This window comes from Dichotomicrobium thermohalophilum, assembly GCF_003550175.1.
GTDB classification, from domain to species: domain Bacteria; phylum Pseudomonadota; class Alphaproteobacteria; order Rhizobiales; family Rhodomicrobiaceae; genus Dichotomicrobium; species Dichotomicrobium thermohalophilum.
On sequence record NZ_QXDF01000002.1, the window covers coordinates 88,440 to 103,502 of the forward strand.

Sequence of the window (15,063 nt, forward strand, 5' to 3'; positions counted from 1 at the left end):
ACCGTTGATCCTGTCACCGGCCGTCGCCATGCAGGTATCCTGCTATTGCGGCAGATCAAGCCGGCCGCGGTCACGAAAGTTTGAACGACTCAGGCGAGGTTCAGGCTCATGCCGCCATCGACCATGATGCCTTCGCCGGTGGTGTAGGCGGAGTCGTCGCTGGCAAGGAACAGGGCTGCCTTGGCGACCTCTTCGGGTGTCCCGAAGCGGCGCATCGGCATCTGGGCGAGCAGCGCCTTCGACAGATGTGGGTTGTTCGTGTAGCGGTCGGTCAGCGTGGTCGGGATGAAGCCGGGGCAGAGATAGTTGACGCGGATATTGTAGGGCGCGAACTCCACGGCCAGGCTGCGCGACAGGCCGGCAATGGCGGCCTTTGCGGTCGAGTAGGCCGAGAGTTGGCGCGCGTGCTGGGTCGCCATGATCGAGGAGAGGTTCACGATCGCGGCGCCGTCGGCGGCCTTCAGCAGCGGAAAGGCCGCGCGCGTCACGCGCACCGTGCCCCACAGATGCGGGTTCAGCACGCGCTCCCAATCGGCGTCCTCCATATGGCGGAAGTCGGCGCGCAACAGGTTGCCGGCGTTGTTGACGAGGACGTGGAGCTTCCCGTGCTCACGCTCGATATCGGCGAACACCCGCGCGATGGCATCGCGATCGGTTACGTCCAGCGATGTGTGTGATGCACGGCCGCCTTCGGCCCGGATTGCTTGCGCGCCAGACTGAATACCGTCCTCGTCGCGATCGGTCAGGATCACATGCGCGCCTTCCGCGGCAAACAGCTTGCACATGGCGAGGCCGAGCCCGCCGGCGGCGCCGGTCACGAGCGCGATACGGTCTGCAAGACGGCCCACCGCAGTCTCCCTTGCGATTGATGCAGCTTGTGAAAGCTCAACATGTCGCGGCGCGGGGACGGAGGCAAGTGCCCTGCGCGGTCGTCCTCAGGCGCGTTCGTCCTTTGGCGATTCCATCACGACGTAGGAGGTGATCGACGTAACTTGTGGCAGCGTGCCGAGCACGTCGGTGTGGAAAACCTTGTAGGCCGCGAGGTCGGCGACCTCGACGCGCAGCAGGTATTCGATCGTGCCCGTCACGTTGTGGCACTCCAAAACTTCCGGCGCTGTCGCGATCGACCGCTCGAATGCTTCCTGCGCGCCCTTGGAGTGATCGGACAGCCCGACGGCGACATACGCGGTGAAACCCGTTCCCAGAACGCTGCGATCCAGCACGGCGCGGTACTTGCGGATGACGCCGCTACGCTCCAATTCCTGGACGCGACGCAGGCAGGCGGAGGAGGACAATCCGACGCGTCTGGACAGCTCTGTGTTGCTGATCCGTCCGTCTTGCGTCAGTTCGCGCAATATTTTGTCGTCTATCGCGTCTAAATTCGCCATTTATTGCAAAAAGCCTTTCGTCGGCCCAAAGAAAGCAAGAAACCTGCGTCAATAATCGCATACCATGAAAACATGAGCTACGAAATTGTCGTTGCCCTTGCGGCATTTGCGTTTGTTTCCTCGATCACGCCGGGACCGAACAATCTCATGTTGATGGCTTCCGGCGCGAACTTCGGTTTGCGCCGGACGGTGCCGCACATGCTTGGCGTGGCGATCGGCTTTACCGTGATGATCGTGCTGGTGGGGCTTGGGCTGATGGAGCTGTTTGAGGCCTATCCCGCGAGCTACACGGTCCTGAAGGTGTTCAGCGTCGTTTACTTGCTCTACCTGGCCTGGAAGATCACCATTGCCACAGCGCCGAATGGTGAGGCCGGATCCGGCAGGCCCCTGACCTTCATTCAGGCAGCGCTGTTCCAGTGGGTAAACCCGAAGGCCTGGGCGATGGCGCTGACGGCGATCAGCGTCTATGCGCCCTCGAAGAGCCTGGTCGGCGTACTGCTTGTGGCGGCAGTCTTCGGGATGATCAACCTGCCCTCAATCAGCTTCTGGACAATGCTCGGCAAGCAGGCGCAACGCGTGCTGACGAATCCGGCCCGTCGCAAGATTTTCAACGGCGTGATGGCCCTGCTCCTGGTCGGCTCGCTTTATCCTGTTCTGGCATGGTGACTTATTCCGCTACCTGCGCCGTGCGCGGTTGCCATTTCTCGCGCATGGTAACGAGTTCCTCTGCCGCCGACGGGTGCAGAGCCATCGTCGCGTCGAAATCGGCCTTCGTCGCGCCCATGCGCATCGGGATCGCCGCGATCTGCGCCATCTCCGCGGCGTCGGGGCCAAAAATGTGCACGCCCAGCACCACGTCCGACTCCTGATCCACGATCAGTTTCATGACCATTTGCTCGTCCCGGCCGGACAGCGTGTGTTTCATGGGCTTGAAGCGCGCCATGTAGATGTCGATGGCGGTCTCGCGCTCGCTGGCCTCGGCTTCGGTGAGGCCGACGGTGCCGATCTCCGGCTGGGAGAACACGGCTGTCGGAATGTAGCTGTGATCGACTTCTTGCGGGTTGTCCTTGAACACGGTCTCGACAAAGCGCATGCCCTCGTCGATCGCCACCGGCGTCAGGGCGACCCGGTGCGTCACGTCGCCGATCGCATAGATATGCGGGACGGATGAGCGCGAATATTCATCCACCACCACGTAGCCATTCCAGCCACGCTCAACGCCCAACTCGGTCAGGCCCAGCCCTTCCGTGTTCGGGATGCGGCCCGTAGCGAACATCACCAGATCGGTCTCGATCGTGCCGCCCCCGCGAAGCCGTGCCCGGTAAACGTCGCCTTCGCGCTCGATCTCGGCAAGTTCGGTGTGGGTCAGGATGTCGATGCCCTTGTGGCGCATGTGATCGGCGCAGGCGCGCCGCATGTCGTCGTCGAAGCCGCGCAGGATTTGATCGGCCCGATAGGCCAGCTTCACGTCAGCGCCGAGACCGGCGAAGATGCCGGCAAATTCCACCGCGATATAACCACCACCGATGATCAGGATGCGCTTCGGCAGCTCGGGCAGGTGGAATGCCTCATCAGAGGTGATGCCGTGTTCCGCGCCCGGAATGTCCGGGATCCACGGCCGCCCGCCCGTGGCGATCAGGATGGTTTCGGCGGTCACCTCGCGGCCGTCGGCCGTCAGGCGGATCGTGTGCGCCCCGGTCAGCTCGGCGCGGCTTTGAAACAGCTTGACGCCCGCGCGCTCCAGGTTGCGGGTATAGGCGGCGTTGAGTCGGTCGATTTCGCGGTCCTTGTTGGCGATCAGCGTCGGCCAGTCGAAGCGCGCGCCTTCAACCGTCCAGCCGAAGCCCGCGGCATCCTCGATCGCCTCGCCGAACTGGCTGGCGTAGACCAGCAGCTTCTTCGGCACGCAGCCGCGGATGACGCAGGTGCCGCCGACACGATCCTGCTCCGCGATGGCCACACGCTTGCCGAGCTGTGCGGTGAGCCGGGCCGCGCGCACGCCTCCGGAGCCGGCACCGATGACAAACAGATCGTAGTCGTAATCGCTCATGCGGTTTCGCCCCGCCTGTCAGGTTTCGGCCGCCGGCTCGAGAACGCGCACGCCCTCGGCACCGGCGATCAGTGCCGCATCCGCCATGTCGATGAACAGCCCGTGTTCGATAACGCCCGGGATCATCGTGAGCATGTCGCCGAGCAGCGCCGCGTCTGGAATCGCGCCGAAGGCACAGTCGGCGATGTAGTGGCCGCCGTCGGTGCGGAACGGGCCGTCCGCGCCTTCACGCAGCTTCACCTCGCCGTCGCAGCCTGCCTCGCGGCCGACCATGCCGATCATCCTCAGCGTGGATTGCGCGCCGAACGGCTCCACCTCGATGGGCAGCGGGAAGGCCCCGAGGCCGTCGACCAGCTTGCTCTCATCCGCGATGACGACGAAACGCTGGGAGGCCATGGCCACGATCTTCTCACGCAAGAGCGCCCCGCCCCCGCCCTTGATGAGGCTGAGCGACGCGTCGATCTCGTCGGCGCCGTCCACCGTGAGGTCCAGCTCGCCGGCGCTGTTGAGGGTGGCGATCGGAATGCCGGCGGCCTTCGCCTGCGCTTCCGTCGCAGAGGAGGTGGCCACGCACTCGACGTCAAGGCCCTGACGCACCCGCGCGCCCAGCGCCGCGATGAAGGCCGCTGCAGTGGAGCCGGTGCCGAGCCCGAGCTTCATGCCTGGTTCGACTAGCCCAAGCGCGGCGTCGGCCACCTGGCGTTTGAGGTCGTCGCCGTTGCTCACCGGCCGAGCCCCGACATCATGATGTATTTCATCTCGACGAACTCCTCGATGCCGTGATGCGAGCCCTCGCGGCCGAGGCCGGACTCCTTCACGCCGCCGAACGGTGCAAGTTCGGTCGAGATCACGCCTTCGTTGACGCCGACCATGCCGAACTCAAGCCCCTCGGACACGCGCCAGGCCCGGCCCAGGTCGTTTGTGTAGAAGTAGGCCGCGAGGCCCGAGGGCGTGTCGTTTGCCGTGGCGATCGCCTCTTCCTCCGTGTGGAAACGGAACAGCGGCGCCACAGGGCCGAAGGTTTCCTCGTTCGCCAGTCGCATCTCGCTGGTGACGTCGGTGAGAATCGTCGGCTCGTAGAAGGTGCGGCCGAGCGAATGACGCTTGCCCCCGGTAAGCACCTTGGCGCCCTTTTCGACCGCGTCGGCCACATGCGCCTCCACTTTTTCGAGTGCCTTCTCGTTGATGAGCGGGCCCTGCATCACCTCCGCCTCGGTGGCGCGCCCCACCTTCATTTCGCGGACCTTCTCGGCCAGCTTTGCCGCGAACTGGTCGTACACGCCATCCTGTACGAGGATGCGGTTGGCGCAGACGCAGGTCTGTCCCGTATTGCGGTATTTCGACGCCATGGCGCCGGCGACAGCGCGGTCCAGATCGGCGTCGTCGAAGACGATGAACGGCGCGTTGCCGCCCAGCTCCAGCGCGACCTTCTTCACCGTGCCTGCGGCCTGCTCCATCAGCAGCTTGCCGACCCGGGTTGAGCCGGTGAAACCGATCATGCGTACCAGCGGGTTGGACGTCATCTCCGCGCCGATTGCCGCGGCGCCCTCCATGTCGCTTGTGACCATATTCAGCACGCCCGCCGGGACGCCCGCCTCCTCTGCAAGCTGCATCAGCGCCAGGGCGGTCAGCGGCGTATCCGGCGCGGGCTTGCACACCACCGTGTTGCCCGTCGCGAGCGCCGGAGCGACCTTGCGCGTGATCATGGCAAGCGGGAAGTTCCACGGCGTGATCGCCGCGACGACACCCATCGGCTGCTTAATGACGAGAATGCGCGCGTCCGCCCGCGGGGAAGGGATGGTCTCGCCATAGACGCGCTTGGCCTCTTCGGCGAAGAACTCGATGAAGGACGCACCATAGGCCACCTCGCCGCGTGCCTCGGTCAGCGGCTTGCCCTGTTCGGCGCTCATCAGATGCGCAAGCTCTTCGGAGTGGGCCTGCACGAGGTCGAACCAGCGGCGCAGGATCTGGCTGCGCTCCTTGGCCAGCTTGGCCGCCCATTCGGGAAAGGCGGCATGGGCCGCGTCGATGGCCGCCTTGGTCTCGGCCGCGCCAAAGTTCGGCACGCGGGCCAGCTCGTCGCCGGTGGCCGGATCGGTCACGGGCACGCTGGGTTGGCCGGTCCACTCGCCGTTAACATAGCACTGCTGGCGGACCAAGCTCTGTGCAATCTGATCCATATTGTCCTCCTGTCGTTATGTCGGGGTCGGCCTCGCCATGCCGGTTGCGTGGCTGGCGGGCGTGTTTATGTTCATGATGCCGGTTGCGACAATCGCTGTCACCCTAACCCAGGAGCCGCGCGCGGCGCGCAAAACTTAGCCAATGGACATTCATCCCAGCACAAGCGGCCTTGCCGGCGCGACGGTCGTTTTCGATCTCGACGGAACCATGATCCACACGGCGCCCGATCTGGTGCGCGCGACGAACCATGTCATGGCTCAGTCCGGTTTGCCACCCGCGCCAGCGGAAGTGATCACACCAGCAGTCGGCGGTGGGGCGCGCGCAATGATCACGGCGGCGCTTCATGCGGCCGGCCGGCCGCCGGACCAGGTGGAGATTGAACCGCTGCTCGATACTTTTTCGCAGTTTTACATGTCCAATATCGCCGAGGAAAGCCATCCGTTCCCGGGGCTGATCGACGCGCTGGACTTTTTCGCGGCGTCGCGCGTCTTCATGGGCGTATGCACGAACAAGCGTCACGCCAACGCCACGCTGCTGCTGGAGACGTTGCAGCTTGACGGATACTTTGGCGCAATCGTCGGCGCGGACGCGCTTGAAGTGCGCAAGCCGCACCCGGAGCACCTGCTGGAGACGATCAGGCGCAGCGGGGGTGATCCGGCGCGGGCCGTCATGGTAGGTGATAGCCGGCCTGATATCGAAGTCGCTCGCGCTGCGGGGGTCCCGGCCATTGCGGTGCCGCATGGCTATTCGCCGGAGCCGGTGGAAAGCCTCGCGCCGGACCGGATCGTCGATGATCTGTCCGCGTTACCCGAGGCGGTGATGGCGCTTCTGGCCGACCTTGGCCCGCGCTAGATCGGCGGGCGCCGGTGCGAAAGGCTTGACCGGCCGCGCCCTGGCGCACTAGATACCGACATGCCGGTACTCACCGCAGTTTCCGCAGGCAACAGGGCGCGTAGCTCAGCGGGAGAGCGTTCCGTTCACACCGGAAAGGTCACTGGTTCAATCCCAGTCGCGCCCACCATTCCCGTCATGTTGTTGTGCAGCCCCCCGCCATTATTGCATCTGCGCGTTCACACATGTGTCACGCTGGATTGAGTAGCGTCCTCGTTTGAAACTTGTAGGGTGGCGGTTCAACGAGCGTGGAGATAACAACAAGCATGGCGTCGGAAGACATGGGCGATTCGTCGGACCCGCTTATGGAACGAATAGCCGGGCTGTTCGGGGGGACAGTTCCGAATCTTTATCGGGTGCTCGCCAAGAGTCCGGCGGCGCTGCGCGCGTTCGTGGAGATGAAGGAAGCGCTGGATGCCGACGGCCATTTGAGCCCGGCTGAACAGGCGCTCGTGGCCCTTGAGGTCTCGGTGCAGACCGACTGCTCCTACTGCGAGTCGGTTTTCGTCGGGCGGGCACGCGAACTTGGCGTGGAGGACCAGGCGATCAAGTCGATCTGTTCTGGCGAAACGCCGCCTGCTGGCTCGCGGCAGGGGCTGATCCTGGCAACTCGGCGAATCACTCAAACACATGGCCGGCTCGGCCGTCACGAGATCGTCGAGTTCGAGGAGCAGGGGCTGGACGCGGCCAAACTCCTGGAAATCATAACGATCGTTTCGGCCTACACCCTGGCCACCTACACGAACAATCTGATGCGCACGCGCATTGATCCCGAGTTCCGGCTGCCGCCAGACGACGTGTGCGGTGAAAGTTAACCGGGTGTGACGGGCGCGTTTGCGGGAAGCGTCAATTCAAAGGTGCTGCCCTGTGGTCCCGTTTGGGCCAGAACCAGCTCCCCGTCATGGTTCTGAGCCAGTTCCCGTGAAATGATGAGACCGAGCCCGGTCTTGCCCGGCTGTGACGCGCCGGATTTTTCTTCGAAAAGCTGATCGACGATCTCCTGCGGTAATCCGGGACCGTTGTCGGTGATGCGGATTTTCAGGCTGTCGTGGCTCTGCTCGCAGGCCAGACTGACCCTCGTCGCCCCGGCGTCCAACGCATTCCGCGAAAGGTTCAGAAGGATGCGATAGATCTGGTCGAAGTCGGCATCGAGAACGACTCCCGCCGCTGCGTCCGGCACCTGGATCTGGGCGTTGTCCGAGTCGATGCCCAGCGAGTTGCGCACCTCCTCGACCACGTCGATCAGAAGGAAGCGCTCGTGCTGCGGCGCCGGCGCACTGCTGCGGCCCGCCCCAAGCGCCTGCCGGCTCATGTGCAGGGCGCGCTCGATCGCGCGGGTGATCGTCTCGGCATTGCGGCGGACGGTGCGGTCGCTGTGGCTCATCAGGCTGTCACTGAGAAGCTGGGCGGTCGCGAGCGTGTTGCGCAGATCGTGCGCGATCTTCCGGATGGACCGGCCCAGATCGGCAAGTTGGTCGACGCGGCGATCGCGGATCACGATGATGATGAGTTCGCGGTTATCCTCGAACGCGCGCGTGGCCCGGATTTCCGCGGGAACGAGATCGCCGCATTTGCGCCGGCAGGAGAGCTCGCCGGATAACCAGCGCCCCTTGGTGCGCACGGATTCCATGAAGTCGCGCAGCCGCGGAATCTCATGAGGGTGAATATCGTCTGGACGCAGTTCGCGCAGTTCCTCCGGCGAGTAGCCGAGAAAGTCGAGCGCCTCCTGGTTGGCGCCGAGAAACCGTCCGGTCTCGCCGTCGACCACCGCAACAGCATCGAACAGATTGGCGAAGACCGCGTTCAGCAGGCCATCGGGGGTTTGCTTGAAATCCACGAACACGCTTGCGGCTCTCCCCTCTACCGCAAAGGGTTATCGGCGCATTGCGTTCCAGCCCGCATCAGCTCGATATCTGAACGATACGCCTTTCGCTGCGCGGCAGCTTTTCAGGTTTTGGCGGTGACGTAAATAGCCCGGCTTTATGATATAACCGCGCGTGAGCGGTCTTTCGCGCGGCCGACAGAACAATGATAATGCAGACCCATGAGCTTTGAGCAGCAGCAAACCGGCCAGGGCCAGTTGAGCCCGGCCGCGCCTCCATTCCCGGAAAACTGGGAAGGCGAGCCCCGCCAGGTCGGGGTGGAGATCGAGTTCGCCACGGTCTCGCCGCGCCAGGCCGCGGAGTGCGTCCAGGAAATCTTCGGCGGCGACATCAAGACGCTGACCTCGCACCGCATTCAGGTGACGGGCACCAGCCACGGCGACTTCCAGGTCGAGCTGGATTCGCAATACATTCACCGCCTCGAATCGCCGCAGGAGTCACCAATCCTCGCGGCACAGCTCGACGAGTGGCTGCGCTGGTTCCAGAGCTCGCTTGGCGAGATCGTCGGGGAGTTGGCTGCGACCGTAATCCCGTGCGAGATCGTCTGTCCGCCAATGAGCCTGGCGGACATGCACCTGCTCGACGCAACGGTCGACGCGCTGAATCGTCGCGGGGCGACCGGCACACGCGAAAACCCGCTGTACGCCTTTGGCGCGCAGCTCAACCCGGACATTGCGCAAAAGGACGCGGCTTACGTCACGGCGATATTGAAGGCGTATCTGCTGCTGTCGCCCTGGCTGCGGGAGGTGATCGCGGTCGATATGACGCGGCGCGTGTTCGCCTTCGCTGATCCCTTCCCGAAAACGTATATGCGCCGCGTGACGGCCACCGACTACTGGCCCGGCTTCCCGCAGCTCATTGACGACTATGTCTGGTACAACCCGACCCGCAATCGCGAACTCGACCTGCTGCCGCTGTTCGCCTGGCTGGACGAGCCGCGGGTCCGCGCGGCGGTGACAGACACACGGGTGAAGAGCCGGCCTACCTTCCACTACCGGCTACCGGACGCGAATTTCGGGATGGCAGACTGGACGATCACCCGCGAGTGGAACCGCTGGGTCGAGGTCGAGCGGCTGGCCGCCGACGCCGACAAGCTGCGCATGGTCTGCGACGCGTATGCCGAACACGAGCGGCGCTTCTTCAGGGGCTGGTGGTCCGAACGTGTCGCGGACCTTCTGGCGCTGCCCGGCCCGGGCCGCATCTAGCCGCCTGTTTCGGCCAGAAAGTCTTCAACGGCCACTGACCAGTCGGGATCAGAATGCTTGTCCCAGTATGCCTTCGCGAGCGTGCATGTGATCGGGCCTGGGTGCCCGCTGCCGACAGGCGCTCCGTTGGCCTGCGTGATCGGGATGATGCCGCCGGCTGTCGATGTGGCAAACGCCTCGTCAGCCGCGAAGAGTTCTGTTGACGACACGGGACGCTCTTCCATCGGGATATTCATCTTGGCGGCGATCTGGATTGCCGATCGGCGTGTGATTCCTTCGAGAACGCCGCGATCAGGCGTTGCGATTGTGCCGTCCTTGACCACGAAGACGTTGAAGCCGGGACCTTCCGCGAGATTTCCGCTGCGATCCTGAAGGATCACGCTGCCCGCGCCGCGGTCATAGGCGTCATATAAGCCTGTTACGAAGTCGAGCCAGTGGTAATTCTTCACGGTCGGATCGACCGACTCCGGTGGGATGCGCTGGACCTCCGAGACGGCGACAGAGAGGCCGGTACCGTGCTTTTCGGGCGGCAAGACCCAGACGAAAGGGATGGAAAAACAGATGAGCTGGTTTTCCGCATCGCGCGGATCGCGTGAAAAGGTGGGGGAAATGCCCCGCGTGAGGATCATCTCGACATAGGCATCCTCCAGTCCCGATCGCACAACGCACTCGGCCAGGATCTCCGCGAGTTTGCCGCGCTCGACTGGCATCGTCAGATGCAGCTTTTCAGCGGAGCGCCAGAAGCGGTCCAGATGCGCATCCAGCCTGAAGACCCGGCGCTTCCAGACATGGACGACATCATACGTGGCATCGGAGTGGAGAAATCCCCAGTCCAGAACGGAGATCTTTGCTTCTGCGATGGGAACGAATTCGCCGTTCAGGTAAGCGACCCCGGGCGGCAGTGACATGGGCAGTGTCTCTCGGGCGTTTCAACAGAGGGGGGCATCAGGCACCGACCCAAGGCATGGCGCAAGCGAGGCATTTTCAAGCAAGGATACGCCGGCCTTGCCGCTTGCGCAGATGGTCCCGTGATCGGCCGGTCAGAACCCGTCCAGGCTGATCAGTTCGTGCCGGAAAACAGGTCGGCGCGCTCATCGAGCCGGCGGATGATCTGGGGCAGCGCTTCGCTCATGTCCTCCGCGATCATGCCGGGTCCGATCTCCTTCGCCGTCTCCCCGTGGATCCACACCCCCGCCATCGCAGCGTCCAGCGCGTCCATGCCCTGGGCCAGCAGGCCGGTGATGATGCCCGCGAGCACGTCGCCCGTCCCGGCAGTGGCCAGCCAGGGTGGCGCGTTCTCGACAAGCCCGGCGACTCCATTCGGCGCGGCGATCACGGTGTCCGGCCCTTTCAGCACGATAACGGCCCCGGACAGCTCCGCCGCGGCTCGAGCGCGCTCCAGCTTGGAGGGCTCTTCCGTCAGTTCCGGGAAGACGCGAGCGAACTCGCCCTCGTGCGGGGTGAGAATGACCGGCGGCTCGCGGTAATTGATCTGCTCGAAAAGAACGGTGGGATCATCCTCGAAGGAGGTCAGCCCGTCCGCGTCGATCACGACCGCCGAAGTGCTGTTCAGGACGGCGCCGACGTTCTGCTGGGTTTCCTCGGTGACTCCTGCGCCGGGCCCAATCATGACCGCTGTGATGCGCTGATCATTGAGCAGGTCGGCCAGTCCTTCGGGTCCGTCATAGGCATCCACCATGACGGTCGTGAGCTGCGCCGCATTGATGTAAAAGGCCGATTTCGAACTGGCCAGCGAGACCAGCCCGGCGCCCATACGCAGCGCAGCGCGCGCCCCGAGCCGCGCCGCCCCGGTGCGCTCCATGTCGCCGGAGACGACGACTGCATGACCGCGATCGTATTTGTGACCCGTCAGTTTCAGGCGCGGATAGTATTTCAGCCACAGTTCAGGCTGATCGGAGAAGGCGCGCGGGCCCACCTCCTTCATCACCGAGGCCGGAATGCCGATGTCGACGGTCGTGACGTCGCCGCAATAGGTTCGACCGGGAAACAGCACCTGCCCGGTCTTGCGCCGGTAGAAGGAAACCGTGCTGGTCGCCTTGAACGCTGTGCCCCGAATCTGCCCCGAGGTCGCATCAACGCCCGTCGGCATGTCGACGGCCACCACCGGCAGGTTGCGCCGTGTGGCATCCTCGATCATCTGGGCGGGGACGTCGCGCACGTCATCCTTGAGGCCGGAGCCGAATATCGCGTCAACAATAAGCTGTGCGCCGTCGAGACAGTCCGGCGTCATCGGCTCGATGGTCTCGTCCCAGCGTTTGGCCATCTCCTGGGACTCGGCCGGCAGCTTGTGCTTGTCTCCCAATAGCGCCAGGCGGATATGATAGCCCCGCTCACGCAGGCGTCGCGCGGCGACGAAACCGTCTCCGCCATTGCGCCCGGGCCCGCAGAGCACCACCACCTTGCTGCCCCGCGGGAAGCGCTTGACGACATCTTCCGCGACGCCGTTGCCCGCGTTTTCCATGAGGATGAGGCTCGACGTGCCGTTCTCCATGGCGAGTTTCTCGGCACGGATCATCTCTTCGGTGGTCAATAACTCAAGCACTTGTCAGCCCATGCACTATCCGGAAAACGTCGAGAGGGACGCCTGCAACGGCGCCGATGCGAATGCCGGCAGACCGAAGGGCAGGCAAGACCAGCGAGCCGCAGCGCCGCGCCGGGACACCCACGCATAATGCGGTGAGCCAATCCGTCACAGGCCGCGCGAGGCACATTAGGAGCAATACTGTGACGCCGCAACATTTAAAGAAACCGGCCACACGCATCACGTGCACAGGGACGGATTCACCCGCCCGAAAGGGAGTTATGCCCAATAAATAGTCACAACGCCTGCGATATGGGCAGAATTGCTGTCCTGAGCAGGTCACACGCGCCATTTGCGCCTCACAAAGCGGCACACTGCGTTTTTGGCACGACTTATGCTTCTCACGGCGGAGAAAGGCGCAGCGCAGCGAAGCCGCGCGGCCGCGCCGCAGAAATCACGCGGAAGGACGCCAGGGACATGAAAAAGATCGAGGCCATCATCAAGCCGTTCAAACTCGACGAAGTGAAGGAAGCGCTGCAGGAGATGGGGCTTCAGGGCATTACCGTGACCGAGGCCAAGGGCTTCGGCCGGCAGAAGGGACACACGGAACTGTATCGGGGCGCGGAGTATGTGGTCGACTTTCTTCCCAAGGTGAAGGTGGAGCTGGTGCTGGCCGATGACATGCTCGACAAGGCGCTGGAGACGATTCAGAGCGCGGCGCGCACGGGGCGCATCGGCGACGGCAAGATATTCGTGACCACGATCGAGGACGCGGTGCGCATACGCACGGGCGAGACGGGCACCGACGCGCTTTGACAGTCGGCGCGAGGCGAACATTCGCAAGCAGGCATTTTCGAGATACCGGTCGCGCTGGCGCGGCGGTTTTCCCTAGGGCCAACCCAAGTCATGAGAAGCAAAAGGGAGTGTCATGGCAGATCAAGCTGAAGTTCTGAGACGGATCAAGGACGAGGGCGTGAAGTTCGTCGATCTGCGGTTTTCCGACCCGCGCGGAAAGATGCAGCACGTCACTATGGACGTCTCGGCGTTCGACGAGGATTCCTTCACCGACGGCATCATGTTCGACGGCTCCTCGATCGCTGGCTGGAAGGACATTTCGCAGTCCGACATGCAGCTCTTGCCGGATGCCGGCACGGCCTACATCGATCCGTTCTTCGCGCAGTCCACGATGGTGCTGTTCTGCGACATCTTCGAACCGACCACGGGCGAGCGCTACGAGCGCGACGCGCGCGGCACCGCCCGCAAGGCCGAAGCCTACCTGCAGCAGACCGGCATCGGCGACAAGGCGTTTTTCGGCCCGGAGCCGGAGTTCTTTATCTTTGACGACGTCCGTTTCGCCTCGGATCCGTACAACTGCGGCTTCCGCCTGGACAGCATGGAGCTGCCGGCCAACACGGACACCGAGTACGAGATGGGCAATCTCGCCCATCGTCCGCGCACGAAGGGCGGTTATTTCCCCGTTCCGCCGGTCGACAGCGCGCAGGACATCCGCTCGGAGATGCTGAGCGTGCTGGCGGACATGGGCGTCGATGTGGAGAAGCACCACCACGAGGTTGGCGCGGCGCAGCATGAGCTGGGCTTGAAGTTCTCGACCCTGGTTGACGTCGCCGACCGCATCCAGAAGTACAAGTACGCGGTGCATAACGTCGCCCAGGCCTACGGAAAGACGGCGACCTTCATGCCCAAGCCGGTCTTTGGCGACAACGGCACCGGCATGCACGTGCACCAGTCGATCTGGCGCGGCTCCGAGCCGGTCTTCGCGGGCAGCCAGTATGCCGACCTGTCGGAGACCTGCCTGTACTACATCGGCGGCATCCTGAAGCACGCGCGCGTCATCAACGCTTTCTCGAACCCGACGACCAATTCCTACAAGCGTCTGGTTCCGGGCTATGAGGCGCCGGTGCTGCTGGCCTATTCCTCGCGGAACCGTTCGGCTTCGTGCCGCATCCCGCACGTGGCCAGCCCGAAGGGCAAGCGCATCGAGATCCGTTTCCCGGACCCGTCCGCGAACCCGTACCTGGCGTTCTCCGCGATGCTGATGGCCGGCCTGGACGGTATCCAGAACCGCATCCATCCGGGCGATCCGATGGACAAGAACCTGTACGACCTGCCGCCGGCCGAGCTGGAAGGCATTCCGACCGTCTGCGGTTCGCTGCGTGAGGCCATCGACGCGCTCGACAAGGACCGCGAATTCCTGAAGCGTGGCGGCGTCTTCACCGACGACCAGATCGACGGCTACATCGAGCTGAAGATGGAAGAGGTGGAGCGCTTCGAGCAGATGCCGCATCCGGTCGAGTTCGACCTGTATTACAGCGTCTAAAGCGCGATCCGAAAAAGCCTGTCCCGGACATGATCCGGGATGGACACCGGTTTTCGGAAAAATCGCGCTTAAAGTCAGAAGGCGCTGAGGCGTTTTTCTTCCTCCCCTGACAGGGCGGCCCCGGGTGGCCGCCCTTTTTTCATGGCGTGAATGGCTAGAAGGCGAACAGCTCGCCGAGGAAGGATTCGCGTTTCTTCTTGCAGGGCCGCTCCGGCTCCCGCGCCGGCGCAGTGCAGGAGGTGGCGGCCATGGAGCGCTCTATGGTGTTGTTTAGTTGGCCGCGGTCGAGCCTCACGCCCCGACATTTCGGGTATTAATCGATCTCGATTCCGTGGCGCTCGCTTATCATCAGCGTTTCATTGTCGACAGGAAACGTCATTTGTTTCTCTCTCCATTGCTCATTGCGGCCAGCCGCTAGGGCGTGATTTGACGGTCAGTTACCTTCAGCGAGGTAGGTTGGGCTCTCCCGCCGCCATAACGCCTGGCCAGGCCGGGACGTCGAAAAGCGGCGCCTTGTGTGCCCTGATGATCTAGGGTAACGCGCATCAAACGGCCCGAGGGTAATGTCGCCCCGTGCCAACCACC

General features: G+C 63.7%; 14 protein-coding genes and 1 tRNA gene. 7 read left to right on the top strand and 8 right to left on the bottom strand.

The window, feature by feature from the left end; all coding sequences use genetic code 11:
• Window positions 1-89: 89 nt before the first annotated feature.
• Both BXY53_RS10395 and BXY53_RS10400 read right to left on the bottom strand, forming a co-directional pair.
• Window positions 90-848 (bottom strand): SDR family NAD(P)-dependent oxidoreductase, encoded by a 759-nt coding sequence (locus BXY53_RS10395; protein ID WP_170144416.1) that lies wholly within the window; start codon window positions 846-848, stop codon window positions 90-92.
• Between the two features lie 87 nt (window positions 849-935).
• Window positions 936-1,388, bottom strand: coding sequence for an Lrp/AsnC family transcriptional regulator (locus BXY53_RS10400; RefSeq protein ID WP_119061938.1), 453 nt, complete (start codon window positions 1,386-1,388; stop codon window positions 936-938).
• A gap of 72 nt (window positions 1,389-1,460) precedes the next feature.
• On the opposite strand from BXY53_RS10400, the gene BXY53_RS10405 reads away from it, so the two are divergent.
• The gene (locus BXY53_RS10405) at window positions 1,461-2,054 is read left to right on the top strand and encodes a LysE family translocator (RefSeq protein ID WP_119061939.1); all 594 of its coding nucleotides are present in this window, start codon (window positions 1,461-1,463) and stop codon (window positions 2,052-2,054) included.
• A gap of 1 nt (window position 2,055) precedes the next feature.
• Here BXY53_RS10405 and gor read toward each other — a convergent pair whose 3' ends face one another.
• Genes gor through BXY53_RS10420 form a run of 3 tightly spaced genes read right to left on the bottom strand, consistent with a single transcriptional unit; the run spans window position 2,056 to window position 5,618 of the window.
• Entirely contained in the window at window positions 2,056-3,438 is a 1,383-nt protein-coding gene (gor, locus tag BXY53_RS10410) for a glutathione-disulfide reductase (RefSeq protein ID WP_119061940.1), read from the bottom strand.
• Window positions 3,439-3,456: 18 nt separating this feature from the next.
• The gene (rpiA, locus tag BXY53_RS10415; RefSeq protein WP_119061941.1) at window positions 3,457-4,164 is read right to left on the bottom strand and encodes a ribose-5-phosphate isomerase RpiA; all 708 of its coding nucleotides are present in this window, start codon (window positions 4,162-4,164) and stop codon (window positions 3,457-3,459) included.
• Complete coding sequence (locus BXY53_RS10420; RefSeq protein ID WP_119061942.1) at window positions 4,161-5,618, bottom strand: NAD-dependent succinate-semialdehyde dehydrogenase; 1,458 nt, start codon at window positions 5,616-5,618, stop codon at window positions 4,161-4,163. Before BXY53_RS10420 ends, rpiA begins: the two co-directional genes overlap by 4 nt.
• A gap of 142 nt (window positions 5,619-5,760) precedes the next feature.
• Here BXY53_RS10420 and BXY53_RS10425 point away from each other — a divergent pair, with 142 nt between their 5' ends.
• From BXY53_RS10425 to BXY53_RS10435, 3 genes are all read left to right on the top strand, one after another.
• Window positions 5,761-6,471, top strand: coding sequence for an HAD family hydrolase (locus BXY53_RS10425; protein WP_119061943.1), 711 nt, complete (start codon window positions 5,761-5,763; stop codon window positions 6,469-6,471).
• 94 nt (window positions 6,472-6,565) lie between these two features.
• A tRNA-Val gene (locus BXY53_RS10430) sits at window positions 6,566-6,640 on the top strand.
• A 175-nt stretch (window positions 6,641-6,815) separates the two neighbouring features.
• Window positions 6,816-7,325 (top strand): carboxymuconolactone decarboxylase family protein, encoded by a 510-nt coding sequence (locus BXY53_RS10435; RefSeq protein ID WP_170144417.1) that lies wholly within the window; start codon window positions 6,816-6,818, stop codon window positions 7,323-7,325.
• Here the strand turns inward: BXY53_RS10435 and BXY53_RS10440 are convergent.
• Window positions 7,322-8,353, bottom strand: coding sequence for an ATP-binding protein (locus BXY53_RS10440; RefSeq protein WP_119061945.1), 1,032 nt, complete (start codon window positions 8,351-8,353; stop codon window positions 7,322-7,324). The two genes, BXY53_RS10435 and BXY53_RS10440, sit on opposite strands and share 4 nt — an antisense overlap.
• Window positions 8,354-8,554: 201 nt before the next feature.
• Between BXY53_RS10440 and BXY53_RS10445 the strand changes: the two genes are divergently transcribed.
• Entirely contained in the window at window positions 8,555-9,598 is a 1,044-nt protein-coding gene (locus BXY53_RS10445) for an amidoligase family protein (RefSeq protein WP_119061946.1), read from the top strand.
• Here the strand turns inward: BXY53_RS10445 and BXY53_RS10450 are convergent.
• Window positions 9,595-10,506, bottom strand: a complete 912-nt coding sequence (locus tag BXY53_RS10450; protein ID WP_119061947.1) for an aminotransferase class IV — start codon at window positions 10,504-10,506, stop codon at window positions 9,595-9,597. The genes BXY53_RS10445 and BXY53_RS10450 overlap by 4 nt on opposite strands.
• A 152-nt stretch (window positions 10,507-10,658) precedes the next feature.
• Entirely contained in the window at window positions 10,659-12,161 is a 1,503-nt protein-coding gene (locus BXY53_RS10455) for an NAD(P)H-hydrate dehydratase (protein ID WP_245410442.1), read from the bottom strand.
• A gap of 456 nt (window positions 12,162-12,617) precedes the next feature.
• Here BXY53_RS10455 and BXY53_RS10460 point away from each other — a divergent pair, with 456 nt between their 5' ends.
• Together BXY53_RS10460 and glnA are read left to right on the top strand one after the other, a co-directional pair.
• Complete coding sequence (locus BXY53_RS10460; RefSeq protein ID WP_119061949.1) at window positions 12,618-12,956, top strand: P-II family nitrogen regulator; 339 nt, start codon at window positions 12,618-12,620, stop codon at window positions 12,954-12,956.
• A gap of 112 nt (window positions 12,957-13,068) precedes the next feature.
• Entirely contained in the window at window positions 13,069-14,478 is a 1,410-nt protein-coding gene (glnA, locus tag BXY53_RS10465) for a type I glutamate--ammonia ligase (protein ID WP_119061950.1), read from the top strand.
• Window positions 14,479-15,063: the final 585 nt, after the last annotated feature.

Bases quoted from the DNA above. Each gene is read 5' to 3' on its own strand.
- BXY53_RS10400 (WP_119061938.1), bottom strand. From the start codon at position 1,388: ATGGCGAATTTAGACGCGATAGACGACAAAATATTGCGCGAACTGACG.
- BXY53_RS10405 (WP_119061939.1), top strand. From the start codon at position 1,461: ATGAGCTACGAAATTGTCGTTGCCCTTGCGGCATTTGCGTTTGTTTCC.
- gor (WP_119061940.1), bottom strand. From the start codon at position 3,438: ATGAGCGATTACGACTACGATCTGTTTGTCATCGGTGCCGGCTCCGGA.
- BXY53_RS10420 (WP_119061942.1), bottom strand. From the start codon at position 5,618: ATGGATCAGATTGCACAGAGCTTGGTCCGCCAGCAGTGCTATGTTAAC.
- BXY53_RS10425 (WP_119061943.1), top strand. From the start codon at position 5,761: ATGGACATTCATCCCAGCACAAGCGGCCTTGCCGGCGCGACGGTCGTT.
- BXY53_RS10435 (WP_170144417.1), top strand. From the start codon at position 6,816: ATGGAACGAATAGCCGGGCTGTTCGGGGGGACAGTTCCGAATCTTTAT.
- BXY53_RS10445 (WP_119061946.1), top strand. From the start codon at position 8,555: ATGAGCTTTGAGCAGCAGCAAACCGGCCAGGGCCAGTTGAGCCCGGCC.
- BXY53_RS10450 (WP_119061947.1), bottom strand. From the start codon at position 10,506: ATGTCACTGCCGCCCGGGGTCGCTTACCTGAACGGCGAATTCGTTCCC.
- BXY53_RS10460 (WP_119061949.1), top strand. From the start codon at position 12,618: ATGAAAAAGATCGAGGCCATCATCAAGCCGTTCAAACTCGACGAAGTG.
- glnA (WP_119061950.1), top strand. From the start codon at position 13,069: ATGGCAGATCAAGCTGAAGTTCTGAGACGGATCAAGGACGAGGGCGTG.